The following is a 26,861-nucleotide window of genomic DNA, read 5'->3' as shown; positions in this document are numbered from 1 at the left end:
TTTTTGGAACTATCGAAATTAAATGGAATTCCAGTTCCAAAACCTCGAAAATCCATTTTTGAAACGTTTCTAAAAAACACACACCTTTTGGTACATCTTTGGTATAATATGAAGTATAAAACATCGAGAGAAGGAGATTTTGATACTTTGAATAACAGAAAATTCGGATACATCCGTGTGAGTAGTAAAGATCAAAATGAGGGTAGACAACTAGAAGCGATGAAACAAGTTGGTATTGATGAAAGAGATATTTTCATTGATAAACAATCTGGTAAGGATTTTAATCGTCAAAAATATCAACTTGTAAAAATGATGTTACGGGAAGGGGACATTTTATATGTACAATCCCTGGATCGTTTTGGAAGAAACAAGGAAGCTATTTTAAATGAATGGAGGGATATTACCCAAAATATAAAAGCACATATTGTTGTAATTGATATGCCTTTATTAGATACAACAAAGTATCAGGACAACTTAGCAAATCTCATTACAGACCTGGTACTTCAAATTCTTTCGTGGCTTGCTGAAGAGGAGCGAACAAAGATAAAAGTTCGACAACGAGAAGGAATCAACTTGGCTAAAAAACAGGGAAAACATCTTGGAAGACCGAAGACAGAAATTACAGATGAATTTATCACTGCTTATAACACTTGGAAAACAGGTGCCATAACCGCTGTTGAAGCAATGAAACAAGCAAATCTATCAAAAACTACATTTTACCGCCTTGTAAAGAAATATGAAAATAAATTTTGAAAAGCATCTAAATCATGCTATTTAAGGGGGATATTATGAAAAAAGTATTGTTTGGGAGCATCACCTTATGTTTTTTACTAACAGGATGTGATGAGAAAACTAGTGCTGTACCGAAAGAAAATAAAACAACTCTTTCTAATCAAGAAGCTAAAGCAGAAAATAAGAAAGCTAACTCAAAACAGGAGACTAAAACTGTAGAAAAAGAGGCTGAGGAAATACAAGGGGTTCCGATCACTCCTCAAGCCCAAAGTCGTTATACAGTGGAAATGAGCTCAGTTGAAGGAAAAAATTATTCGATGCATGTCTTTGCAAATAATGAAAAACATGAAACGCAAGCTGATACTTGGGCAGGAGCAAAAACAGGAGATGAGATATACCAAGGCTCATATCAAATTGCACTCCAATCTAAAAACTCTCCGCTATATCTACAAGAGGCGAAAATAGGTGAATTTGTATTTAATGGCTCTCAAAAAAGTGGCTATGTTAGTAAAGGGGCACCTGACTTTTTCGTAGCAATACAACGTGAAGCTTCTAATATTTCTACTGGAAAGGCTTTTTACATTAATAAAGGGGCAGTTAAGGAAGTAAAAGTTAATGGTGCAGATCAAGGGATAGGACTTATCGGTAATTTTAAAGCATTAGATCAAGGTAAGTTTATGACTGCTATATATGATAATAGTCAAGGAATGTGGGAGTTCAATACCTACCAAACAAATTTAGAAACAGGAAACGCTTCACAAATTAATTCAGAAAAACTGTCCCTAGAAAAAGGTACAGAGTATATGCAAAATAATTTTTAAAATTCCCCACCCAGAAGTTGGAAAACAACTTTCTCAACAACAATAAATGCAATCTAGATATAGTTGATATAAGTTTAATGTATTTTAGAGTTAGATACACGTATACAAATACTAATTTACGAGGTCTAAAAATGAAAAAATTTATTCTAAAAACTCTTTTTAAAAAAGAATTATCTTTAATTCATAATAACTACCAACGACAAGTACTGCTTATTAAAGATGAATTTGAAACTAAAATAAACAAACTAAAAAAAACATATGACATACCAAAAGAAATTTTTTCTAAGTATCCACAAGCTGAAATTATTGGCATTGAAAAAAACAAGAAAAATAATGAAGTATTTGTATTTAGAGAACCAATCGGACGGTCTTTTGAAATTAAATTGTATACACGAAGATCCAATTATACCTATCAAATTCCTACAATCTTTGCAACTCTCCATAACAATTCAAATCAAGAACCTGATTGTATATGGATTGGAGATATAACCAGCCCGAAAGAAAACATTGGGAATGGCTCTATTATAATGAAATATCTTATTAAAATGGCTAAAGAAATGAAAGTTGCACATATTTCCGGGCGACTATCACCACATGACAGAGACCATTTCAATAAATTAGAACATTTTTATAAAAAATTTGGTTTTGAGGTGAACTTTAATTGCGACAGAACAGAAGGCAGTATAAAAATGATATTAGATAATTAAACCCCAATAATATTTTGTAAAAAAGATGTCTATTTCCTATCAGTAGACATCTTTTTTAATCAGTATTACTGCTTAAATTGTAGTATCTGTTTTTAAAGATATTTAAAAATATTCAAATTAACTTCATTTCTAAAATTAAAACAGATATTTCTCTCCATTAAAGCCCATAAGGTTAAATGAATTATTAGTTTCTGGTTTACTTGTGTTTTCTTCTGTTTTCCCATGCCTTCTTCATACCACATGCAGGACAACCATAACCTCGACTTCTACTTGCTATTATTGACTCCCATTCATTACCACAAATAGGACAAAGCCACCACACTTTAATTCCTTTGCTTTGTGTTACATCTGTTGGCTTTAAATTGTGATTTTTGGTAGGGTGCCATTCTTTTGAAAGAGGAGGATTTATGGTTCCTAAATCATTAAAACCTTGTAAAACTCTACGCCCACTACAATATGGACAATTTCTATTTGCATTTCGATGAGTAACAGAGTCACAATAAGTATGACCTTTTTCACATAACCACCATACTTTTTTATTACTCCCTGCCGTTATATTTTCAGGCATCAGAGTCCCATTCATTGTTGGATGCCATTCCATAGCCATTTTAGGATTTAGTATCGCTAAAGAATTGTTTTTCTTTTTCATATCCATAATTTCAAATATTAAACTTCTATCTCTTGTTATATCAAAATCATTATCTATAATGCAATGATGTGTTTCTTTTAAATGGCTTGCAATAAATTTTAGAGCTAAAACTAAGTCTTCTTCTTTACAGGTAGGCAATTTAAAATCAATCGAAGTATCGTTCAAGTTAGGACATTTTGGCTCTCTTATTCTAATTAAGGTTATTCCATTATCAAAGCATATTTTATTTTTCTGTTTGTCTTTTTTTATATCTTTATGCCAAGCTTCACCATCATATTCAATTCCCAATTTAAATTCAGGTATGTATATATCAATTTCAAATTTACCTAAAAAGTGTTCTTTAAAATTAGATCTCACGTTAGAAAAGTGGAGACTTAAGTAAAAGTATAATGCTTTTTCTTGAAAAGAAATCTGCTGTTCCTTTGCACATCGTGGACAGCCTACACCTTTAGCTCTATTGGCTATTATTGATTGATATTCCTGACCACACTTACAACATAACCACCATACTTTTTTATTACTTCCTTTTGTATAGTCCTTAGGTTGCCATTCCCCATTTTTAGCGGGATGCCACTCTTTGCACAAATTAGGGGTGGTTTCCAATAAATTTTGATTACTTGCTAACAATGATTCTCTTCGTTTCTGCACTCGCTTTATTTTTGCACAAACAGGGCATCCCCTATCATTTTTTCTGTGAGATATAGAGGATGCCCATTCTTTACCACACTGACTACACAACCACCAGTACTTCTTATTGCCACCTGATATAACATCATTTGGGGTTATATTGCCATTTTTTAAAAGATGCCATTCTTTTGCAAGTTTTGGGTGTGTTGTTGCTAAGTCATTATAGCCTTTAAGAACTCTATGATTGCTACAAATCGGGCAACCAGTATTGTTTGAAGTCCTTTCATTTACAGTTGCATCAAAGATGTGTCCTTTCTCACACTGCCACCAGACCATTTTATTGCTCCCTGGCATAATATCTAAAGAAGTTAATTCTCCATTTTTAGTTGGATGCCATTCCTTTGCTAAGTTTGGTCTTTTAGTTTTTAAATCATTATAGCCTTTCAAAACAGATCTATTGGCACAATATGGACATCCACTACCACTCCTAGTTCTGTTATAAATTCTTGATTGATAGCTATGTCCAAGGTAGCATTTCCAATAAACTATTTTTCCACTAGCTCTTCCTACTTCTTGTGGTGTCACTTTACCATTTTTTATATAATCCCATTCGTCTAACAAATAGTCTTTGCCGTTATCATTACACCAATCACATAGACATTGTTTCATATGTAACACCTACTTCTCCCATAAATACATACTTTTACACTTGTAACCTATTACCCTGTTAACGCGTCTATTTAATAGAATTTTTATGTTTTAGGAAATGGGAATGCAGAAATTGTAAGCTCAGTCCTCATTTAGTAGCAAAATGTGTCTAAACGTACAATTTTCTTTTTTTGATATGGTGAGGCCTAATAGGAATGTTTACTTACTTGCACTAAAATTAACTTATTCTTCAAACCAAAACAGCACTTCAATAGGTGCTTTTAAAACTTTCGCAATATCATAAGTAAGTTTGAATGAAGGATTATATTTACCATTTTCGAGATTACCAATCGTTTCTCTTCTAACACCAACCTTGTTAGCTAAATCTTCTTGAGACATATTTAGCCGTACCCTATATTCTTTCATTCGAGTCTTAATTGGCATTTTGCATCCCTTTCTTTTCTCTATGTTCAAATATTTCAAGACTAATTAGGAATGTACCGAATGGTATGAAAAGCGAAATTGTAACAAGGAATCTAATTACAGCTAAATTTTCCAAAATCAAAACACTTAATGTTACTATAATGCCAAGTATGAGTGCTACGAAAAATGCTCTTGTAGCGGCGATACGAACATGCTGTATAAAGAGCTCATCAGGTACAACCTTTGCATACATAAAGAAGAAAAAGAAACCGAAAAAATAACCTACAACCGATGAATAATCACCTAAAAATGCGAACGGGCTTAAAAAGCCAAAAAAACCGAGAAACCCCAAATAAGATAATTTATTTTTCATTTAATCCCTCCTGCGTGATGTATTTCGCTCTTTATGATAAAAATATATCACATTGATTAAGAAATAAAAAGGTCCTATGGTTCATCTTTCTAAATATAGCTTGTTTAGAAAGAATAACGTTTTTTTACACTTGGGGGTAGTCGGATTTCTTAAGTTGATGGGCATGTGTAACTGCCCCTTTTTTCTCTTTCAATTGTTCATACATATCTTCTTGGGGTACCGCCAGCATTTTGGAAAAAAACCACGCTAAACCAAAAATACAATAAGCTGTCCATATGGACAGCTTATTTACATAATTTTCGAACTCGGAAGCTGATTAATCTAGATATTCTTCCGCAAGTGTTGGATTTAAATATTGTGCCATGGCAGTCTTCATCTTTCTAAATCCGGATTTGCTGTAAAATTCCTCATTATTGGTTGTTGAAACAAGATGAACACAAGAAATATCTTTGAGTTGATCTAGTAGACTATTTATGATTTTTTTACCTATCCCTTTACCATGATATTGTTTATGAATAACAACGTCATATATAGCAGCGTTAAATACCCCATCAGACATAGCTCTTCCAAAACCAATAATTTTATTTTGATTATAAGCAATTGCTAATGTGTTGCTGGCAGTAAACACTTTTTTAATTTTTTTCTCATCATGCTTTTTCCATCCTACAGACTGATAAACCTCTCTCATTTCAGTCCAATTCACATTGTGTAAACTATTACAAATTCTGATTTCCATGTGTCCTGCTCCTTCTATGTTTATATTTTAGGGGTACCGTCCCGAAAATGCAGATTTACAACGTTAAGCTGTTTATCGTGTTAAAAATAAAGAGTTTAACAACGATAAGGATTTCGAGACAAGTCATATGAGACATTTGCAAGCCTTATTTGATGCAAAATTGATTGAGTCCCAATAGAGTAAACCCTATTGATACAAGGATTTCTACCTTAACGTTGTAAATCCGCAAAATCCTGATGCTACCCCTTTTAATATTAGATATTAATTCTATGCTAAAAGAGAAAATCCTATATTGTATATTTTATTCATACTCAGTTAACATAATGGCTTATTATCGGTAGCAAAGAGAAAGACGTCCCCTTACTCTCACAAGGGAGTTGTCTTTTTCTTTTTTTATGACTCTATGCATCTTTTTATACATTCCTATTCTGGGGCGCCTTTTGGCTTCCCTATGGTTCCCGATGTCTCCCTATTTTTTGCATAAATTCTTGCATACTCTTAGCGTGGTTTTTTTCCGAAATGCTGGCGGGACACCTTCTTGTAAATTAAGCATGAAATGCGCCCCCTGGTTTGTTTGTATTTACTTTTCTTCTAATACTTGCTGCTTTTCACTGTTGGATATTTGTGATTCCCATTCACTTTCTATTTTTCTAAACCATTTTCCTATTTTGCTTAGATAATATCTTTTTACTTCACCATTAGGAATCCAAATTTCACGTTCCTGTATTTGATTCATCACTTCATGAAGAATCTCATCATGTTCATACTTTTTAGGTTTTCTATAATGTGTTTTTACAAACTGTGTATATTCTCTACGTAACCAATTAGAAATATGTTGTCTTTGTCTTTGCTTGAGATGTGACCATTTTTTATTTGTTTGAAGGATTTTTCCATTTACTTTTATGTGGTTTTTCATCGACACTCATCCCCTTTTACTAGCAAAACGAATATATCACTATCGTATCACATTTAAATCGAAATACTGCTCTAGGTACATATTTCGCAAGAAATCTATCCGAAATATACAATACATTCTCTATTTAGCTGATTAAGTCTACACAAGATTAAATGTAGACTATTATTGTAGTGTTTTAGTTTTTTAAATCATTAAGGTACGTGAAATTATTTTGTTAACCATAAAAAAGGCCCCTTGAAAGGAGCACTTATTTGACAAGGTACTGTTCTATTTCTTTTATTAATAGTTCTGCACCTTCTGGACTCAATGAGATCTTACCCTTTGCTAATGCCATGTTACGAGTTGACACTTCTCCTGTTAATGCACAAACATGACCAGGCTGATACTTCTGTAAAATGATGTCTTCCCCTTCTACAAAAATCTCTAATGGTGATTTTTCTTTAATCCCAAGCGTATTTCTAAGTTCCTTTGGAATTACTATACGCCCTAATTCATCCACTTTTCTAGTTACTCCGGTTGCTTTCATCCAGCATATTTCCCCATTTCATTATCAATTTGTACCCAAGTTATTCTTTACTATTGTAACAGGATTTCTCCATATATGAGAAACATAATAATCCCAAAACTAACGATCATAACCAGAAATTCTTTAAATCTTTGCTGAAAGGAAATACGTCCTTCTTCCTCTTTTCACAATACTGCGTAAAATAACTATTCTTTTATGGATTAAGGCATGATTTTCCTGTCAAGGAGTTACTTCAACTCGTTAATATTACTCGTAGTACGTACTATTATTGGATGAAACAGCTCAATCATCCTAATCCAAATGCGGAGGTAAAAGAACTGATACAAGCTATTTATGATTAACACGATGGGTGTTATGGCTAGTAACAATACAGCTCATTCTTTCGTTTTGGAGTATTTCAAAATGTTAACTGGATGGGAATGTACGGTGACCTCTACTTAATTATCAGAAAAACATTAGCCTTTAATTGTATACACGGTAATTACCATGATTTTCCGATGCCAGCATCATAATAAATCTTTCCTTTTCCTCTTTTTATCAGTATTGGAAGGTAAAGAGGGGGCTAGGCACAAAAACAGGTTGTGGAGAAAGTCTTCTTCACAACCTGAGAGTAAGTTATATCTCCAAATATGATCTGTTCTTTTAACTATTTAGTCTTTTATAATCTATTATAGTCGATATAACTAGAGTCATAATAAATCCACTGACCTGTTCCAATTCTTAGCCAGCCATTCTTTTCTTCATATACTGTAACTTTTTCACCTTTACTTGTCTTTCTAACAATAGAATAGTTTGTACCTGATCCGCTTCGAACATTTACCCCAATACCATTAATTTGAGCCGTTCCAATTACCTTTTCAACACTACCATTTTCAATTACTTGTAGCATATTTAAAATGAATGTTGCTGTTTCACCACGGGTTGTTGTTCCTTTAGGGTCGTATTGATTGTCACCCTTACCTCTTACAATACCTAGGCCATACAATCTTTGTACGTCTTCTTTATAGCTAATTTGGTCTTTGTCTGAGAATGGTAGGTTTACAACTGGTCCCCATATACCTTTATACTGTAAAGCCTTGTTTACAATAATTGCTGATTCTTCTCTTGTAATAGGTGTGTTTGGGTCAAAATAACCATCACCTCTACCTAGAATAATACCTGCACTTGCAGCACGTTTAATACCATCTCGTAAAGTTGAGTTTGCATCGTTTAGGTCTTTAAATGAAGCATCTCCAGCTGGCAGGTTTAGAGATTTAGAGATTAATTGAGCAAATTCGGCTCTTGTTATCGCTCTATTGGGTGCGAAAACTCCGTTTCCTTCCCCTATCATAATACCCCTTCTATTTAACTCTCGTATAGCTTCTTCATACCAACCTCCAGTAATGTCATCTTTTGGTTGATAAAAATTATTATAATACCCACCAACACCATTTACGAATGCATCCCATTGTCCATTATTAATCATATTGGCAGGACAGATTTTACCACTCCATCTTTGGTGTTTTACAATATTATTTAACGGTACACCAGTTTCTTTCATTAAATAAGCTACAAGTTTCTTAGCATTATCTACCGCTTTACTATAGTTACCGTCACTGTTAACTGCGATTTCAATTGCAATAGATTCTCTATTACCTGGACCATCACCGTCTCCTGCGTGCCATCCGTTCTCGTTTAATGGTAGGTGTTGATAAATCTCTTTATCGTCTACTGTAAAATGCCACGATGCAGCTCGGTCTGTGTTGCCTACTGCTTGGTTATATAGGTATTGGGCGTGGTTTCTAGCACCTGCTCCTACACTTGTATTATCAGTCTCATGAATTGTAATGTACTTTGGACTCATGTAGTTTTGAGGACGAATATTATCGTTACCTGCTGGAACAATCCATTCAGTGAATGGAACACCATTTATTGTACTAGAGGTGCTAGGTGATATGGGAGACAGACTACGTTTTGTTCTGTTTGAATTGTTAGGAACAGTTAGTGTACCTGTTTCTTCATGAATACCTTCTGAACGTTGAAGACTATCTACTTTCTTATTGTCGACAGTACCTCCACCACGTCCGTCTACCTCTTCAAAACTAGCTTCAATACTTTTTAGAGCCTGTTCATCTGTTGTTTGAAGTTGGTCTGTGTTACCTTGCACTTGAAGGCTTGTAGATTGCTTATTGTTTACTGATTGTTGTTCCTCTGCAAACGATACCAATGGTGAAGATAATACTGTTAATCCTGCCGTGAATGCTACTACTTTTTTATTAAATTTAATATTCATTTTGAATTTGGCATATCTTACTATTTTAATAGATATACCTTCCTCCTTGTACTTCTTTTAGTCTGAATAATAGTGTGAATAATGATAACCTGAACCTCAAAGATAATGGCTTAATTTTTCATTTCATATGATAAACCGAAATCTATAAATCCTACTAGATATATTAGTATTTCAGCATTATAACACAGCACGATTGCAAAAATATAATTAAATAACATAAATAACCTTTAGTGTATAAAACGGTTCTGGTGCAAAAATCCCAAGGCTCTTACAACTAATATCTTAATCTTGAACATACTGATAGTATGACTCTAAAAAGGAGCATAATCAGTTAATCTATTTTTACACCAAAACCATGTTAGTTCCTATATAAAAAATAAACCCCTTCTTTTCATTTTATTATTTCTTTTTACCTAGCGATTTAAGACCACGTTTAATAACATCATAGAAACTTAGAGATTGTGCCATATGACCTGGATCTACATATTCTCGTATAGCCCGAAGAACTTTCTTAGGTTCCTTAGAAGAAAAGGTGAAGATTCCATTTCTCTTGGTTTCAATAGCATAACGTGGAATCCATTTCCCCTTAAACATTACAGAAGCTATAACGTAATCTACTTCCTCCCACGGAATTTGAATAAATTTACGCGTATCACGAGAATTATAAAATTCAAACCCTTTATCACCAATCATAATTTTCCCATAGTCCGTAAGTCCCGTAAAAGCGGTAGCATCTATTACTAAATCTACCTTTGTATTAATTGATTGAACCATCATATCCACTCCATTTCATTTATCCTATTTATAATTCGTAACTTCAAACAATTAAGTCAATACAAAAAGTGGCTGAAGCGATAATCCCCAGCCACTTTTTGTATACGAACTATTATCGATTCACAGGCTACTAACCTATACTTTAATCTCAACAATTCCTAAATAATAAATTTTAAGAATTGAAAACGTGAGCAACTTAAATTATAAAAGTCCGATTACGTGACCAACTACCCCAACTACGAATAATGAAAGAATAATAACAATTGGGCTGACTTTTTTCTTCAGCAACCACATGCAGAAGAATGTCAGAAGCAATGCAGCTAAACCAGGAATTAATTGATCTAAGTTATCTTGCAAGGTGGTCACTTTTGTAGGTGACAGTGCCATTCCTGAGTTTACTTGTTCGAAAGATTGACGAATCCCTTCACCATTTCCAGGAAGTTTGTCCCACTCAACATATGCACCTTTATCTAACTGAACTTCAGATACAACTGGCTTGAATTTAATTGATACCCACCGTTCCACCAAGGCTGCAAGTACAAACATACCAAGGATTGATGCACCTTTTGTAATATCTTGTAATAATCCACCTGAAAGATCATCAGTAATTTTAGAACCGGCTTTATAACCAAATTCTTGTGTATACCACATAAATCCCCAACGAACCAGATTCCAAGCTAAGAAGAAAAGGATTGGCCCAAGGATATTCCCCCCCATTGCTAATGATGCTCCCAAAGCACCTAACATTGGACGTAAAGTAAACCAGAATACCGGATCACCAACACCGGCTAAAGGACCCATCATTCCAACTTTAACCCCCTGAATTGCCACATCATCAACTTCTGCACCATTAGCACGTTCTTCTTCAAGTGCCAATGTAACTCCTAGAATTGGTGAAGCAATATAAGGATGTGTATTGAAGAATTCCAAGTGACGTTTTAATGCTGCTTTTCGATCTTCTTTTGATTTATATAACTTTTTAATCGCTGGAATCATCGAGAAGGCCCAACCACCATTCTGCATACGTTCGTAGTTCCAAGAACCCTGAATAAATGTAGATCGCCATGCAACGGCTAAACGATCTCTTTTTGTTAATTGAATTTTTTCTGCCATTTGTCTTCTCCTCCTCCTGAATTAATAATCGTTTAAGATATCGTCAAGCGGGTCACCAGAGTTACCTCCACCACCATTTGAAGAACCACCCATTTTAGAAAGACTCAAATAAATAAGAGCTAAAGCCACACCCAATGCACCAAGAGCAATAAGTGTTAATTGAGAAATCGCAGCTATTACGAAACCAATAATGAAGAATGGCCATACTTCTTTTGTTGCCATCATATTAATAACTAATGCATAACCAACAGCAACAACCATTCCGCCACCAATAGCCATTCCATCAGTTAACCATGCAGGCATTGATTCCAAGAATCCTTGAACGCTTTGTGCAGGGATAAATAAAAGTGCTCCGGCAGGAATTGCAATTCGGATACCTTGTAAACACACCGCAGCGATGTGTAACACTTCAATTTTTTTTATATTTCCTTCTTCAGCTGCCGTATCCATCATGTGTACAATAGGAACAGCAAGTGTACGAACAATCATTGTTAAGAAAAGTCCTGCTACCGCAAGTGGTACCGCTACTGCAATTGCTGATGCAACACCGCTAACACCTTGTCCGCCTAATACTAAAATGATTGCTGATGCAACTGATGCCAATGCAGCATCTGGCGCTACAGCTGCTCCAATATTTGCCCATCCAAGTGCAATCATTTGAAGTGTACCGCCAAGAACAATACCAGCCTCCAGGTTACCTGTTACTAAACCAATTAGTGTACATGCCACTAGTGGTTGATGGAATTGAAATTCATCTAATATTCCTTCCATACCGGCTAGAAATGCAATTAGTATCACTAAAATTATTTCTATAGTAGACATTATGATCCCCCATTTTATTTAAATTTGCTATGCAACTACGATAATTCAACCTTCGCTTTTTTTAGAATATCATCCATGTTTGCACGAGAATCATTAGGTACTTTACGTACATCAAAATGAATGCCTTTTGCTTTCATTTTCTCGAAAGCCTCAACATCTTCTCTTCCCATAGAAAGAACCTTATTAACAACAACCTTTCCAGTTGAATGAGCCATAGAACCAACGTTAACTTCTTTAATATCCACACCACCCTCTATAACTCTCAGGACATCTAGTGGGTTTTCAAATAATACCAGTGCATTAGTATTACCAAAACGGGGATCTTTTTCAACTTCAATCATTTTGCAGATTGGAATAACATTGGCCTTAACCCCTGGTGGTGCCGCCTGTTCGATTAATTTTTTACGAAGATCGTCTTTAGACACTGCATCTGAAACTACGATAATACGATTTGGTTGTGTAGACTTTGTCCATGCAGTCGCTACCTGACCATGCAATAAACGAGAATCCACACGGACTAAAACGAACTTGATTTTCCCATCACCAACTACTGTACCGGGAGCAAGTCTGCCATTTGCTTTTCCATCTTTTGCAACTGCGATATCAGTATTTTCTTTGGGTTCCAGCTCTTCAGGTTTAATTCTGACCCCTTCCTTCGCTGTTTTAATGATATGTGCTGCGATTTCTTGAGCAGACGTAATTGATAAACGGGATGCATAAGCTTCAATCACCATTGGTAAGTTCAAACCAGCAACGATTGCCCAATTGTCTTTGTGTTCTTCATACAAGCCATTAGCTTGATTGAATGGAGTACCGCCCCATAGATCGACTAAAAATAATACCTCATCTTGATTATCAAAAGATGCTACTGCTGCTTCCATTTTTGCTCTCAAATCGTCTGGCCCTTCGTGTGGCATTAAGGTAACAGCCTTAACGTTTTCTTGCTCTCCAAAAATCATTGCGCCAGATTGTAAAATGCCTTCAGCAAATTGCCCATGGCTTGCTAGGATAATCCCTACCATCTCTCTACCTCCTAAATATTTCATCCTAATTTTTTCTGAATTGACGCAACCAACACAACTTTTCTTCTTCATTTCATCACTCTTTAACTATTAAAAACCAACTTTTTCTATTTTTGAGAAAACCACCTCCTAGGCTATTTAAATCTCACTTCTTTTATAAAATTTTGTTTACTACTAAAAATGAGTTTGTGAATCTCCAATTCATCATTTTTCAAATCATTACTTTAAACACATAATTTCTTCAGTAAAAGGTTCATAATCTTATAAAATAACCTCTATAAGAAAACGCTTTCAAAATATAGAAAGAACATACCGTTGAAAATTATTGTTTCAAATACACTTACTCTAAACCTGACCAACTATAAATAGACTGAGTTGCGTCAAACCAAAATAGGAGTAAAACTCCACTTGCGAATTGCCTTATTGATAAGGAAAACGTTTATCTCAAAAAACATGATTATCAATGCAAACGAACATGACAGAAATCAATTTAAAGTTCTTTCGAATGATAAAAATACCATGTAAGTTTTTAATTGAGCTTATGTTACTTACCAAAAGTTCAATTGAATGACAGGCTATACATATTTCTCCTTTTCCCAACTAAAGAAAAGCACTGTTATTCGTATAATGAAATCGATTCCACTTACTAAAAACATTGCCGTTCTATCTGATAAGATGATTTATATCGCCTGCATACAAAATAGCAAACAAAAAAACAATAACCCGTTCTTACGAGTCGGAAGTTTGCTAAAGATAGCTATCTAGAAAACAGTTGATAGTTGGAGACAGAAATTTGATAAAAGAGTTGATTCGTCGCAAAAGAATATTTGGCATTGGTGTTTTTGATCTTGGTTAGATTGGATATTTGCCCAACTTTAAAGAGAGTATATATCAAATAATAATATTATTTGTAAAAAACACATGAATATAACAAGATAAAAGCAGCTCGTTTATCAGTTCTCAAAAGAATAAAAACACTATCATCCTCTACAACAGTTATATATTCATTATATCTATTGTGATTTTTTTCACAATAGATATAAATTGAACATTTTATGAATAAAACAATTCCACATTATAAGAAATATATAGTGATTTTTTTAGCATACATTTTTTACTTAAATACCCCTTCGCATTACATGATCGATAGTAAATGTGGTTAACTAATTACTTTCTAATTGAATTTTAATATATTAAGTGCTTAATAAATCAATTGAAAACCTATAGCTCCTATGATTCCTCCTATGGTACTACCAATTAAGGGAATCCACGCGTATCCCCAATCCGAAGAGCCTTTATTACATATTGGTAAGATTTGATGTGCTAGTCTTGGGGCAAAATCTCGAGCTGGATTTAAAGCAAATCCAGTTGTGCCACCAAGAGATAAACCTATAGATACTATTAACGCGCCTATTATTATTGGAAGTAGTCCATCTGTAACTTTATTATGACCCATAGCTAAAATTGAAAATACAAATACCGCAGTGCCAATAATTTCACTTAACAAATTAGACGGCCAACTTTTTATTGCAGGGCTTGTAGAAAACACTGACAATATAATTTCTTGATTTTTAGTTTCTTTCCAATGCGGAAAATACTGAATCCAGACAAATATTGAACCTAAAAAAGCCCCAATCAACTGTGCAACAATATAGGAAGGAACTTCACTCCAAGGAAATAACCCTATACAAGCAAAAGCAATTGTAACTGCAGGATTCAAATGCGCACCACTTATGTTATCTACTATATATATAGCGAATGTAACTGCTAATCCCCAGCCAAGAGTAATTGCAACCCATCCGGAATTTTGTGCTTTGGATTTTTTCAGCAAAGTACCTGCTACAACGCCGTTCCCTAATAAAATAAGAACCAAGGTTCCAATTAATTCCCCCATAAATGGAGACATATTTATGACCCCCTTTGTTATTTCAAAAACCATTGTATAAACACAAGGGCATCATCAGCATCTTTCCCATCAAGAATTACATGTATTTCTGCTCCTCTTTTTACTGCTAAATCGATTAGTTGAAGAGTACTTTTTGCATTAACTTTTTTATCCTTAAATATAAACTGAACCGAACAATCATAATCCCTTAAGCCATCTACAATTTCACTTGCTGATTTTGCATGAATTCCATCCTTACGAGTTACAATTAATTTTCTTTCGATTCTCATAAGATTAGCTCCTTTTATATTTTTATAATGGTTTTCGCTTCAAGTACAGCCTTAAATCTTATATATTTCTTCTAATGTTTTGCCAATCCCTAATTCAACAACTGCTACGTAGGACCCTCTATTAACGGTGAATCTGCTATTTTGATTTAATCACTCTTAATTAGAGCGCCTCCCAAATTTAGGAATACAATTACAACTCATTCATTATAAATAGCCTCTTGAATTTATCTAACGCTTCTACCTACTTCATCGTTATCTACTTCTCCTGCAGAAACTATTAAAACACTGGAACTTAATTGGACGAGTAAAGCTTTTAAATCTCTTAACTAGTAGATAACCATTAGAAACTAAAGCTATTCCTGCATTACTCATCACAATCGCTCCCTAAGTTCATTAACAATATCTTTTTCATCTATAAGAGATAAGCATAGAGTTTCAAAGATAATAAAAGATGAGACTGCTCCTGGATCTAAATGACCAATAGACCTTTCTCCTAGAAAAGAAGCACGCCCTTTTTTAGCTAATAATGGCTTAGTTTTTTCCATTTGTTCTCTTGCAAAAATGATAAGACCAATAGGTTTTATTTTTTCTCCATTTCTTTGGATATACTTCAAAACAGGATCCCAAACATCAAGCATTGTTTTATCTCCTATCTGAGTTTTTCCTCTTAGACAGATGCCATCTACAGATTCTTGAAAAGCAATCCCCAATTCATTGATTGTAATTTTATTTTTCCCTTTCAAAACACTACCAGCCCTTAAAAAGGCTGTTCCATATAATGGCCCTGATGCACCTCCAACCTTTGAAATAAGTATCATTCCAATATCATGAAATACATTTCCAATATCATCATAAGCTGTATATGCTATCTTTTTTTCAACCTCTTTAAACCCTCTATTCATATTAATACCATGATCTCCATCACCTATGAATTGATCAAGTTGCGTTAGATTTTTTTTTTGATACTCAAGTTGTTTTGCAGTGAGTTGCATCCAATTAATGATATGTCTTGGTGTAATATACATGTTGGCCCCTCCTATTGTACACGCCAGTTAGTCGTATTTGCTGGATCATTAAGCAAAGCAGTTAATTGTTCATCTAGTTTTAATAAAGTAATAGAAAAACCGGCCATATCAATCGCTGTCATGTATTCCCCAACATATGTTTTACAGATATCGATACCAATTTTGTTTAATATTTTGTTAATCATTTTATTTAAAATATATAATTCCATTAACGGCGTTCCACCTAAGCCGTTTACCATTACTGCAACTTTATCACCAATTTTCAATTGCATATCACTTAAAATATGCTCTAAAAGGAGTTCAGCCATTTCATTAGCTGCTATCATACTAATACGATGAGTTCCAGGTTCACCGTGAATGCCTATACCAACCTCTACTTCATTTTCACCAATTTTATAACCGACTGTACCAGATCCAGGTATTGTACACGTTGTTAATGCCATTCCCATACTACGTATATTAGCAATTACTTTATTTGCAACATCTTCAACTTCTTTAAGCGATGCACCTTTCTCAGCCATTGCTCCAGCTATTTTATGTACAAATATTGTTCCAGAAATTCCTCTTCTTCTCATAGTGTGTGAACTATTATTAATAGCAATATCATCATTAACAATGACTGTAGCAATCGGAATTCCCTGTGCTTCAGCCATTTCAGCAGCCATTTCAAAATTCATTATGTCTCCTGAGTAGTTTTTTACAATTAACAAAACCCCACTTCCAGTATGCACCTTTTGAATCGCTTTCAAAATCTGGTCTGGTGTAGGAGAAGTAAAAATTTCGCCCATTACAGCAGCATCAAGCATCCCTTTACCAACAAATCCTATATGCGCTGGTTCATGACCACTCCCGCCTCCGCTGACAATTGCCACTTTTCCTTGAAATGGACTATTAGCTCGAATAATTATATTTGTTTCAGCCATATTTTGTAGTTTATCAGAATGTGCAAACAACATTCCGTCAATCATATCCCTAACTACTTTTTCTGGATTATTAATAAATTTTTTCATGGCATCTATTCCTTTCCATTAGTCGCCTCTAGTACCCTAACATTTAATTTTCTATTTTTATTCTCTCCTACAATTCCCTTTTATTATAAAAACCTATAATGATTTCACTTGGACATTTAGCTTTAAGCCTCCAATTTTATCTAAAAAGATTGTTCCAATGTTTGCTTGCTCAAATTTCCCTTTCCTCATGTGAAGTGTTCCAGTGAATACTCCTTTTTCATGCTCAAATAGCTCACTTTCAATTAAATTAGGAGAGATAGCCGCACAATTTACTAGAATAAACGACTTATCCTTTCTGAAAACAGCTTTATGGATACCTTTACCTATAAGTTCTTTTCCTGTTTCACTCTCTCCAGTAATAAAAATCGTAGAATCTAATTCTGCCACTTTATTCGCAACAAAGAGCGTCTTCATTAAAGTGTCACTATAAATAATAATGTCTGGAAAAGAGTTGTTTAGTTTTTATATTTCGACAATTCACTTTCTAAATACTTTATTCTTTTCTTTTCAAGAGTCAATTGGTCTAATAATGATTGTGTTTCATGAATAGATTCATCGTTAAAAGTATTCCGCTCAATTTTGCTATAAGTGTAGCTACGGCTCGAGCATGTGGACCATTTGTAGTATGAATATTAATTTCAATCCTTTGTATCATAAGAACCTATTTCATAATAATACATGCATAAAAATACATAAAATTCAACCAGTGAATTTTATGTATTTTTATTTTCATTATTAAAAATCTAACTATTACATAATAAGATTTTTTATACAAAACCTGATAATATAGGTTTTTAATACTAAATTTCCCATTTCATCTTTCTTAAGAAATAGTATTTGATTTTTGATAATCATAACACTATCTTTTAATCCGTCATATAACAGACGAAAAATATACATAAAATATTCATAATTCTGTACTCTGAATTTTGATAACATTAGATTCAAGGCTAGATTTTCAGCTTACTTACAAAAAATCAAGGAGTGATTATCATGGAACGTATCCTAATTAGCCCGCAAAAATATATTCAGGGAAGAAATGTAATTGAAAAAATCGGAGAGTATGTAAAACCTCTAGGAACCAATTTATTAGTTATTGCAGATGAATGTGTTTGGCATCTTGTTGGTGAAAAAGTTATGGAAAGCTTTCATAAACAAAATCTAAGCTTTGAAAAAGTCGGTTTTAATGGTGAAAGTTCTGAAAATGAAATTGCAAGAATTGAGAAAATAGGAAAAGAATTTGGTGCTGATGTAATCATTGGTATTGGTGGTGGTAAATCAGTAGACACAGCAAAAGCGGTAGGAGAAATTCTTTCGGCCAAAGTTGTAAGCGTTCCCACTATTGCCTCAACAGATGCACCAACCAGTTCTCTTTCTGTTATTTACTCTGATGATGGAGTATTTGAGAAATACAAATTTTATTTAAAAAATCCGGATATTATTTTAGTAGATTCCCAAGTCATTGCACAAGCTCCATCCAGATTTTTAGCTGCTGGGATTGGAGACGGAATGGCTACATGGATTGAAGCTAGAGCAAATTTAGAATCACGAAAACCCGCTATGGCTGGAGGACTCTCTACCCTAGCAGCTGCTAAGATTGCAGAACTCTGCTGGGATACCTTATTTCAATATGGAGAAGCTGCTCTTTTAGCAGTTAAACAAAAAACTGTTACTCCAGCAGTTGAAGCCGTAATAGAGGCAAACACCTTGCTTAGTGGCCTTGGATTTGAAAGTGTGGGGTTAGCTGCAGCTCATGCCATCCATAATGGTTTTACTGTTTTACATGATAAGACTCATGATTTGATGCATGGAGAAAAGGTTGCATTTGGCACATTAGTACAAATGGCATTGGAATCTTGGACAACTGAAGAACTATATAACTACATTGATTTCTGTATCAAGCTTGGCTTACCTACTACACTTGAAGATCTGAACCTAGGTGATGCAAGTAAAGAAGAATTGATGAAAGTGGCTGAAGCTGCCTGTCAAGATGGTGAAACTATACATAATATGCCATTTGAAATTTCACCAGAAATGGTTTTTGATGCAATTATTGCTGCTGATGCTTATGCTACTGAGTATAAATTAAAAAAATTAGTTCAAAATTACAATCCCAAAAATTAATTAAGTGTATATTACACATTATTTAATTTTGTATGTGTCTTTTTAAGAATTTAGCAAAATTACAATACTATATATTAAAAACTAAATAAGTATTAAAATTGTATATATCATGAAATAATCTGAAGACTTCATCCATCATATAAGAGCACGAAATATTTAAATGAATCATAGCATTATGTCAAAATTAATTTTGTAACTGAATTTTCACACCAAAGATAAATATAGAAATAAAAAAACCTCTTTATGAGGTTTTTTCTAGTCCTATACTTTTGATAATAAAATAAGCTGTTTTTATTATAAACAATAGGTTAGCAACACCATCTTAACATATAAAAACAAAAAATCTATGTGTCAATTTTTCAAACATCCTATAGTTTTTATGAGAATACTAAAAAGATATAATTCATAAAAAATGCAGGAGAAGTAAAGGACTTAATTTATGGTGTTTCCAGTTTACCTACTCAACTAAAGTAAGACAATTTTAGAAAACCTAAAAAGAATAATCTCATTTTATTACTAAAAAATACAACAAATTGTTTAGATTTAGTAATAGAAGTAGTTAGTCTTGTACTCAAGATAAAATTTTTTTAGCCTAACTAGATTATTAGAATCGACACTTTTGTGTACATTTATATTACTTCTAGCTCACTATTCATCCCCACCTTACAAAAATGGTATATATATATACATTTTAATTCGATTTTCTGTAGTTTATGAGAAGAAATATATTGTTTTTGAATGAATATTATTATATTTCCCTTTAATTTGTTTCATTTTTTGTAAGTTGTTATCCTACTAAATGAGGGTAATCATCACGTATAAAAATATCTGTATCGGGAGTTACGGCAATAATTCTTCAAAATATATATTAAAAGAATTTTAATAATGCCAAATATAATTTCTTTTTTAAATTATAAATTAGAAGTGAGGAGATATTATTATGATTATAAAAAAACATCCATTTTGTAATCTAGCAAAAACAGTTGTTGCATTAACTATGATCATTCCTACATCCCAAGCCATTAGCCATACGTTTGCCTACGCTCAAGAAAATATAGCGAATTCTCAACAACAAGTAGCGCCATTTTGGAATAAAAATAAAGATTATCCAGGTGAATCTTACGTTACATATGAAGGTAAGATTTATCATTCTGTATATTGGGTAAATGCAGGTACATTACCTACCCAACAATTTAGCGGTTGGGAATTATATACTGGTTCAGAATATATACCTGACAATAGTGATCCAAATGATTTATTTGGTGAAGGAATCACTTGGCCGACTCATGTTTTTGCACCATATGTAGATAACGGCATGGATCCTCAAAATCTATTAAAATATGCCCAAGAAACAAATACTAGTTTCTTCACGCTTTCCTTTATAGTGGCTGATAAAAATGGAAATCCAGTATGGGGAGGAAGTCATACCCCTATTGGAGATGGTAACTTAGATGATCAAATTAAACAAATTAGAAAAATAGGTGGAGATGTTAAAGTATCTTTTGGTGGAGCAAATGCTGGTAATATCCCTGGATTAGGTGCAGATCTTGCCGCAGCTATTACAGATGTGAATAAATTAAAAGATGCTTATAAAAGTGTAATTAACACATTACATTTAACACACATGGATTTTGATATTGAAGGCGTCTTAGTTGCTCACCCAGAATCTATCGAAAGAAGATCAAAAGCAATTGCGTTATTACAAAAGGAATTAAAAGCTGAAGGTAAAGATGTAAAAATTGGTTATACCTTACCAGTAATGCCATATGGCCTAACTAATGATGGACTAAATGTGATTCAAAGCGCTATACAACATGATGTAGATTTAAATTCAGTTAATATTATGACTATGGATTATGGGCAACAAACCCAACAAATGGGACAAGCTGCGATAGATGCTATTAATAGCTTGCATGGACAATTAACTAATTTATATAAAGGTACTATTAAAGATTCTGACATTTGGAAAATGATTGCTGTTACACCTATGATAGGAAAAAACGATACTCAAAATGAAACTTTCACATTAAATAATGCAAAAGAATTGTTCCAATTTGCCAAAGAAAAAGGTATTGGGGAAATTAGTATGTGGTCAGTGTATCGTGATAAAAAAGCTACTGAAAGTTGGCAAATCGGTCAGGCAACTGGAGATGCTTCTGGATTACCCGATGTAGACGACGGTGCCTTTTCTAAACTATTTTCTGCTTTTAATAGTAGTACTGAAATTGACGTAATCGCTCCAACAGCTCCTTCTAACCTACGCTCTGTTAGTAAAACAACAACAACTGTTGAGCTACAGTGGGAGGCTTCCACAGATAATATTGGTGTGAAAGAATATGAAGTTTATCGTGATGGAAAAAAAGTAGGAACAACAAAAACAACACGTTATGAAGATACGGGGTTACAAGCCAATACAAAATATAATTATACAATTAAAGCTACAGATGCAGCAGGAAATAAGTCAAAAAGTAGCAATGAAGTTTCAGTTACAACAAAGGAAGAGAATCCAGAACAAATAGCTCCAACAGCTCCAACAGGATTACAAGCATCAGAAACTACTACAAACAGTGTTCATTTAATATGGGAAGAATCCATAAGTAATGTTGGTATAAAAGAATATGAGATTTATCGTAACGGTACGAAAATAGCTACAAGTCCTTCAACTTACTATACAGATGAAAATTTACTGGCTAGTACAGAATATAGATATATGGTAAAAGCTATAGATACTCAAGGAAAGGTTTCAGTTGCGAGTAATGAAATCAAAATCAAAACAAAAGATACCCCCTCTTCTGAGTATAAGGCATGGGATTCGTATGCTGCATATAAAAAAGGAGATAGAGTAGAACATCAAGGTAAAATTTATGAAGCAGTTCAAAGTTATCAAGGATACGGTGATTCAAATTGGATTTTCTCATTAGCTTTATGGAAAGTAATTAAATAAACCGTAATACTATTAAATAAAAGACATCTTTCTTTTCAGATCGATGTCTTTTATGAATTAAAAATTATATTTTACAAATCTATTCTTTCATTTGCCCTAGACTATATATTTTCTATAGGTAATTCTTATTTTACATTACTATGATTTGATTAAGCATCATATTTTCTAAGTTAAGATAGAGTTTACATTTTTAATAGTTCGGACGAAAGTCCTAACATTAAAATCTATTTAACTATATATACAATTAAAAGAAGGTTTTAAGATGCAGACAAACACAAATACTATAGAGGACATCTATCAGGAGATATTAGATGGAAAAAGAAATAGATTTCCACCAAATACTTGGAAATTAGATAGAAATAATCAACTGGCCAGAAGAGTAACAAAGTATTTAGTAACAAAAATTTTGAATTGGAATGAAGAAGAGATAAAACAGAATTGGAATAACAAATTAATTGTAAAGTATCGATTACGTGGTGTATTAAAGCACAAATATAATAATAGTCCATATGCGATGATTAATGATTTATATCCGAATCAATTTAAAGAATGGGAATTTAGAATGACACCATTAAATTTTTGGACGAAAGAAAAGGCCCTACAATTATTAAAATGGTTTATTGAAGAAGAGGAGAAATTGCCACCACAAAAACTCTTGCAAATTTATGGGCAAAAATGGTTAATTGAACATCGACTAAGTGCACCTCTAAGGGTGATTTGGAATGGAAGCCCGTATGCGATGATTAATGATTTATATCCAAATCGATTTAAAGAATGGGAATTTAATAAGGCTCCTAATAAGTTTTGGACAAAAGAAAAAACATTACAAGCACTAAAATGGACAATTGAAGAAAAAGAAAAATTAAATCTAGATCAATTAAAGAATATATACGAAAATAAATGGTTAGCTCAATCAGGATTGCGAGGAGCCTGTCAATTATATTGGAATGATAGTCCATATGCAATGATTAATGATTTATATCCAAATCAATTTAAAGAATGGGAATTTAAGATGACACCTAGTGGTTTTTGGACGAGAGAAAAAGCGCTGGATGCATTACGGTGGACAATTGAAGAAAAAGAAAAGCTGACTGATAATCAATTATTACAGCAATACACAATGCAGTGGCTTAAAAGTCATAGACTATGGACACCTGTAGTAAGATACTGGAATGGAAGCCCATACGCAATGATTAATGACCTATATCCAAATAAATATATAAAAAGTTCATTCAGAGGATATATAAATAAAGCCTAATATTATTAGACATAACTTAATTAAAATGAAAGCTTAACTTGATAAATAGCAAACTCTATTTTCTTGAGGAGAGAAATATCTAATGAATAATTGGCACGATTAATAACAATATAAAAACAGTAAAAAATGCTATTGTTTTAAAAATGAATTTAAGGTTTTAGAGGAGGATATTTATGCAAGCAAACTAAATTCTATTTATTTTTAAAGTGATTAGGCTACTAGCAATAGTTATCTTATTTCTTCTCTTTTATTTTACACATCAATTTTCTTATCTCTATTTCTCAATTCCTTTCATTCTTGGAATATTCACTAGTATTATTTTAAAAAATAGCAAAAAAACAAAATTTTATAGATGAACTTGATAAACAAGCTATCAACTTCAGCAATGAAGCAATAGCTTGTTTTTATCTATCCTTAACCCCCATGTTTACATATTTATTACTCCTTTTCATATGTCTCACAAGTCATTAATATAATTCCACCATTTAAGGTCCTCTGCCCCAGTATCTAAAACTTAAGATTTTAGCATTATATTAATAAAAAAAGTAAGAAATTTATATGAGGATTTCGTTATAGATTTTCCTAAAATGAAAATTTTGTGAACTTTATAACAAGATAACTTGTTAAACCATTTTCAATAACTTATAATCTTAACTGTGTATGGTGTGTATGGTGTGCATCATAGACAGTCACACTTGTCGATGGAGAGGTATTTAAATGAAAATTATTTTAAATAATGCATCAAATCAACCTTTATATCAACAAATAAAGGAACAAATTAAAGATTCTATATTTAATAATGAATTAACGGAAGGTGAACAATTACCATCAATCCGTGTATTGGCTAATGATTTACATGTAAGTATGTTAACCACAAAAAGAGTTTATGCGGAACTAGAATCCGAAGGTTTTATCGTTACCAGGGTTGGAAAAGGTACTTATGTAGCATCTACAAACTTGGAATTATTAATGGAATCTAAGCGTCATATGGTTGAAGTAAAATTGACAGAAGTGTGCAAAATGGCTCGAAGTATTGGAATCCATAATAAGGAACTCTATTCGATGTTAGATTTAATCTTAAAGGAGGAAAATGAAGAATGAATGCAGTGTTAGAAGTGAAGAATCTAAACAAAGCTTATGAGAATTTTTCATTAAAAGACGTGACATTTTCACTTAACCAGGACTGTATAACTGGTTTTATTGGTACTAATGGTTCTGGGAAAACTACTACTATTAAAGCTATCCTCGGGCTCGTACTCAAAGATTCGGGTAAAATTAATTTTTTAGAAAAGGATATAGATAAACATGAACGAAAATCCAAAAATAAAATTGGTGTCGTGTTAGACGAAGGGTACTTTTACGATGAATTAACATTAAAAGAAATGAAGAATGTAATCGCCCCTTCCTATACTGGATGGGATGAGCAAGTTTTTTTAAAGTATATTAAACGATTTAATTTAAATCTAGGACAAAAAATTTCTACCCTCTCCAAAGGAATGCGAATGAAATTTGCAGTTGCTCTAGCTTTATCCCACCACGCAGATTTATTAATAATGGATGAACCCACAAGTGGACTTGATCCATTGGTTCGAAGTGAACTAATAGACATACTTCTAGATTTTATGAAAGAACCAGGAAAGAGTGTCTTTTTTTCTACTCATATTACCTCAGATCTAGATAAAATAGCAGATATGATTATTTTAATAGATGATGGTCAAATATTAATTGATGAAGAAAAAGATGCACTAGTGGAAACACATGCATTAGTAAAAGGTGATAATCAATTGATTAATAATCAAACAGAAAAACTCTTTTTGAATTTGAGTCAAACTAAATATGGATTTGAAGGGATTACTCATAAAATAGATGATGTTTGCCGGCTTATGCCTGGTGTTTTGATGGAAAGACCAACTATAGAAGATATAATGCTTTCTTATATTGGAGGAAATACATATGCTTATTAATCTTGTTGTAAAAGACATAATGTTAGTCAAAAAATATTTTTCTATTTTACTCGTTTTTGCAGCCATTGCACCAATCTATCTTTCTACTCAATTAAAACTTAACGATGGTGGGCTTATTGGTTTTCTTTTAACAGTAGTTTTTATGGAACATATTTTGTTTGGTACAATATCCAAGTTCGAAGACCAATACAAAGGAGCAACTCTACTTTGTGCAACACCATATACTAGAAGTGCCTTTGTAAAAGCAAAATATCTCTTTCTATTGGTAGTTTTTCTTTGCGCCTCAATTATTCGAATGATAACTTCAATTATTATACCATCTGGTATCGAGAATCTTAGTATAAACGCTCTCGGAATAACATTCTTAGTTGTTAGTATTTTGTTTGGAATACTACTCCCTTTCCAATTTAAATTTGGTTTTGATAAAACAAGAATGATTTCTTTTATTGTTGTCTTTTTGACACCTTTTGTAGCTCCTACTCTTATAAAAGAAATTCAGTTGAGCCATCTGAATTTTACACTCCCTCTTCCATTCCCATCAATTATCATGGCATGGATGCCTTGTCTCATTTCAATAGTTATTAGCATTATATCAATGATAATTTCACTAAAGATATATGCAAAAAAAGATTTATAATTAGTTTAAGGGGCATTTTAAAAAATATGTTTTATCGCCCCATACTTATCGAAGTTACGTCAACGCACAAGATACTTCAGTTCTCAGCGTAGGAACTACTGACAAAGCCTACTAAGAAAGCTGGTAAATACATCGATGTTAGCAGGTATCTTTCACTTCGAACATTTCGTTATTTACTTTCTAAATCTTGAGCATTGATCTATGTCTCGATTAAAATGCATCCCTTGTCAATTAAGTGATGTATTTTAGATACTTATTTGTTAAAAAAGGAAGGATGAATGTTCAATCAACCGACACAACTACTTCTTAGGAAGTGTGTTATAGTTAATTCAGAATCAATACTGCTTAGCAGCATTAATTCTCACCTATCTTTTATTTATTTGTTTTTACACCAACTTAAAGGAAAGACCAACTATATTTTTAGTTGGTCTTTCCTTTTGTTATTAGAATACGATTAAGAATCGCTTAGTTTATATACAAATTACTATTTATTTTACGATAATGTACATATACTTCCGATAGAATTCTACCGTTCTCTTGATAAAATATGAAAAACATAACTA

Annotated in this window: 25 protein-coding genes and 1 pseudogene; 10 read left to right on the top strand and 16 right to left on the bottom strand. The window is 33.0% G+C overall.

Features of this window, described 5'->3' with window-relative positions; genetic code table 11:
* Nucleotides 1-147 precede the first annotated feature (147 nt).
* From ILT06_RS28665 to ILT06_RS28655, 3 genes are all read left to right on the top strand, one after another.
* A complete protein-coding gene (locus tag ILT06_RS28665; RefSeq protein WP_222655735.1) occupies nucleotides 148-753 on the top strand; it encodes a recombinase family protein in 606 nt (201 codons plus the stop codon).
* 35 nt (nucleotides 754-788) lie between these two features.
* Complete coding sequence (locus ILT06_RS28660) at nucleotides 789-1,553, top strand: hypothetical protein (RefSeq protein ID WP_222655731.1); 765 nt, start codon at nucleotides 789-791, stop codon at nucleotides 1,551-1,553.
* Between the two features lie 131 nt (nucleotides 1,554-1,684).
* Nucleotides 1,685-2,260 (top strand): hypothetical protein, encoded by a 576-nt coding sequence (locus ILT06_RS28655; RefSeq protein WP_222655730.1) that lies wholly within the window; start codon nucleotides 1,685-1,687, stop codon nucleotides 2,258-2,260.
* A 196-nt stretch (nucleotides 2,261-2,456) separates the two neighbouring features.
* On the opposite strand, the gene ILT06_RS28650 is transcribed toward ILT06_RS28655, so the two are convergent.
* The 6 genes from ILT06_RS28650 to ILT06_RS28625 form a co-directional block, all read right to left on the bottom strand.
* Nucleotides 2,457-4,205 (bottom strand): zinc-ribbon domain-containing protein, encoded by a 1,749-nt coding sequence (locus ILT06_RS28650; RefSeq protein WP_222655729.1) that lies wholly within the window; start codon nucleotides 4,203-4,205, stop codon nucleotides 2,457-2,459.
* 222 nt (nucleotides 4,206-4,427) lie between these two features.
* A complete protein-coding gene (locus tag ILT06_RS28645; RefSeq protein WP_018783661.1) occupies nucleotides 4,428-4,628 on the bottom strand; it encodes a helix-turn-helix transcriptional regulator in 201 nt (66 codons plus the stop codon).
* Entirely contained in the window at nucleotides 4,618-4,980 is a 363-nt protein-coding gene (locus ILT06_RS28640) for a DUF3796 domain-containing protein (RefSeq protein WP_070172728.1), read from the bottom strand. The genes ILT06_RS28645 and ILT06_RS28640 overlap by 11 nt, the downstream gene beginning before the upstream one ends.
* A 316-nt stretch (nucleotides 4,981-5,296) precedes the next feature.
* Complete coding sequence (locus ILT06_RS28635; protein ID WP_222655728.1) at nucleotides 5,297-5,716, bottom strand: GNAT family N-acetyltransferase; 420 nt, start codon at nucleotides 5,714-5,716, stop codon at nucleotides 5,297-5,299.
* 580 nt (nucleotides 5,717-6,296) lie between these two features.
* Nucleotides 6,297-6,632 carry a hypothetical protein gene (locus ILT06_RS28630; protein ID WP_002130394.1) on the bottom strand — a complete coding sequence of 112 codons (336 nt, stop codon included), beginning with the start codon at nucleotides 6,630-6,632 and terminating at the stop codon, nucleotides 6,297-6,299.
* A 247-nt stretch (nucleotides 6,633-6,879) separates the two neighbouring features.
* Nucleotides 6,880-7,158 (bottom strand): AbrB/MazE/SpoVT family DNA-binding domain-containing protein, encoded by a 279-nt coding sequence (locus ILT06_RS28625; RefSeq protein WP_222655727.1) that lies wholly within the window; start codon nucleotides 7,156-7,158, stop codon nucleotides 6,880-6,882.
* 194 nt (nucleotides 7,159-7,352) lie between these two features.
* Here ILT06_RS28625 and ILT06_RS28620 point away from each other — a divergent pair.
* Nucleotides 7,353-7,496, top strand: a pseudogene (locus ILT06_RS28620) (IS3 family transposase); the annotation flags it as partial.
* Nucleotides 7,497-7,816: 320 nt separating this feature from the next.
* Here ILT06_RS28620 and ILT06_RS28615 read toward each other — a convergent pair.
* The 10 genes from ILT06_RS28615 to ILT06_RS28570 form a co-directional block, all read right to left on the bottom strand.
* Nucleotides 7,817-9,430 carry an S-layer homology domain-containing protein gene (locus ILT06_RS28615; RefSeq protein ID WP_222655726.1) on the bottom strand — a complete coding sequence of 538 codons (1,614 nt, stop codon included), beginning with the start codon at nucleotides 9,428-9,430 and terminating at the stop codon, nucleotides 7,817-7,819.
* Nucleotides 9,431-9,829: 399 nt separating this feature from the next.
* Nucleotides 9,830-10,207: a DUF956 family protein gene (locus tag ILT06_RS28610; RefSeq protein ID WP_003308796.1), complete on the bottom strand. Its 378-nt coding sequence runs from the start codon at nucleotides 10,205-10,207 to the stop codon at nucleotides 9,830-9,832.
* A gap of 198 nt (nucleotides 10,208-10,405) precedes the next feature.
* A complete protein-coding gene (locus tag ILT06_RS28605; RefSeq protein ID WP_000818327.1) occupies nucleotides 10,406-11,317 on the bottom strand; it encodes a PTS system mannose/fructose/sorbose family transporter subunit IID in 912 nt (303 codons plus the stop codon).
* Nucleotides 11,318-11,338: 21 nt separating this feature from the next.
* Complete coding sequence (locus ILT06_RS28600; protein WP_000103758.1) at nucleotides 11,339-12,139, bottom strand: PTS mannose/fructose/sorbose transporter subunit IIC; 801 nt, start codon at nucleotides 12,137-12,139, stop codon at nucleotides 11,339-11,341.
* A gap of 35 nt (nucleotides 12,140-12,174) precedes the next feature.
* Nucleotides 12,175-13,161, bottom strand: coding sequence for a mannose/fructose/sorbose PTS transporter subunit IIA (locus ILT06_RS28595; protein ID WP_222655725.1), 987 nt, complete (start codon nucleotides 13,159-13,161; stop codon nucleotides 12,175-12,177).
* Between the two features lie 1,201 nt (nucleotides 13,162-14,362).
* Nucleotides 14,363-15,067 carry an MIP/aquaporin family protein gene (locus ILT06_RS28590; protein WP_097816102.1) on the bottom strand — a complete coding sequence of 235 codons (705 nt, stop codon included), beginning with the start codon at nucleotides 15,065-15,067 and terminating at the stop codon, nucleotides 14,363-14,365.
* Nucleotides 15,068-15,084: 17 nt separating this feature from the next.
* The gene (locus ILT06_RS28585; RefSeq protein WP_001217720.1) at nucleotides 15,085-15,336 is read right to left on the bottom strand and encodes an HPr family phosphocarrier protein; all 252 of its coding nucleotides are present in this window, start codon (nucleotides 15,334-15,336) and stop codon (nucleotides 15,085-15,087) included.
* Between the two features lie 371 nt (nucleotides 15,337-15,707).
* Nucleotides 15,708-16,361 (bottom strand): dihydroxyacetone kinase subunit DhaL, encoded by a 654-nt coding sequence (dhaL, locus tag ILT06_RS28580; protein WP_097816103.1) that lies wholly within the window; start codon nucleotides 16,359-16,361, stop codon nucleotides 15,708-15,710.
* 11 nt (nucleotides 16,362-16,372) lie between these two features.
* Nucleotides 16,373-17,371 (bottom strand): dihydroxyacetone kinase subunit DhaK, encoded by a 999-nt coding sequence (gene dhaK / locus ILT06_RS28575; RefSeq protein ID WP_097816104.1) that lies wholly within the window; start codon nucleotides 17,369-17,371, stop codon nucleotides 16,373-16,375.
* A 93-nt stretch (nucleotides 17,372-17,464) separates the two neighbouring features.
* Nucleotides 17,465-17,758, bottom strand: coding sequence for a sigma 54-interacting transcriptional regulator (locus ILT06_RS28570; RefSeq protein WP_308010629.1), 294 nt, complete (start codon nucleotides 17,756-17,758; stop codon nucleotides 17,465-17,467).
* Nucleotides 17,759-18,364: 606 nt separating this feature from the next.
* Here ILT06_RS28570 and ILT06_RS28565 point away from each other — a divergent pair.
* From ILT06_RS28565 to ILT06_RS28540, 6 genes are all read left to right on the top strand, one after another.
* On the top strand, nucleotides 18,365-19,495 hold the full coding sequence (locus ILT06_RS28565; RefSeq protein WP_097816105.1) for a glycerol dehydrogenase: 1,131 nt from the start codon (nucleotides 18,365-18,367) through the stop codon (nucleotides 19,493-19,495).
* Nucleotides 19,496-20,435: 940 nt separating this feature from the next.
* A complete protein-coding gene (locus tag ILT06_RS28560) occupies nucleotides 20,436-22,439 on the top strand; it encodes a fibronectin type III domain-containing protein (RefSeq protein WP_098102879.1) in 2,004 nt (667 codons plus the stop codon).
* A gap of 262 nt (nucleotides 22,440-22,701) precedes the next feature.
* Nucleotides 22,702-23,697, top strand: coding sequence for a DUF4046 domain-containing protein (locus ILT06_RS28555; protein WP_222655724.1), 996 nt, complete (start codon nucleotides 22,702-22,704; stop codon nucleotides 23,695-23,697).
* Between the two features lie 717 nt (nucleotides 23,698-24,414).
* Entirely contained in the window at nucleotides 24,415-24,798 is a 384-nt protein-coding gene (locus ILT06_RS28550) for a GntR family transcriptional regulator (protein ID WP_097816108.1), read from the top strand.
* Nucleotides 24,795-25,661 carry an ABC transporter ATP-binding protein gene (locus ILT06_RS28545; protein WP_097816109.1) on the top strand — a complete coding sequence of 289 codons (867 nt, stop codon included), beginning with the start codon at nucleotides 24,795-24,797 and terminating at the stop codon, nucleotides 25,659-25,661. The genes ILT06_RS28550 and ILT06_RS28545 overlap by 4 nt, the downstream gene beginning before the upstream one ends.
* Nucleotides 25,651-26,298, top strand: a complete 648-nt coding sequence (locus tag ILT06_RS28540; protein WP_097853786.1) for an ABC-2 transporter permease — start codon at nucleotides 25,651-25,653, stop codon at nucleotides 26,296-26,298. The genes ILT06_RS28545 and ILT06_RS28540 overlap by 11 nt, the downstream gene beginning before the upstream one ends.
* The last annotated feature ends 563 nt before the right edge of the window (nucleotides 26,299-26,861 follow it).

The organism is Bacillus sp. 17RED48 (assembly GCF_019837545.1).
GTDB classification, from domain to species: domain Bacteria; phylum Bacillota; class Bacilli; order Bacillales; family Bacillaceae_G; genus Bacillus_A; species Bacillus_A wiedmannii.
This window is presented reverse-complemented; position numbering and strand designations above follow the sequence as displayed.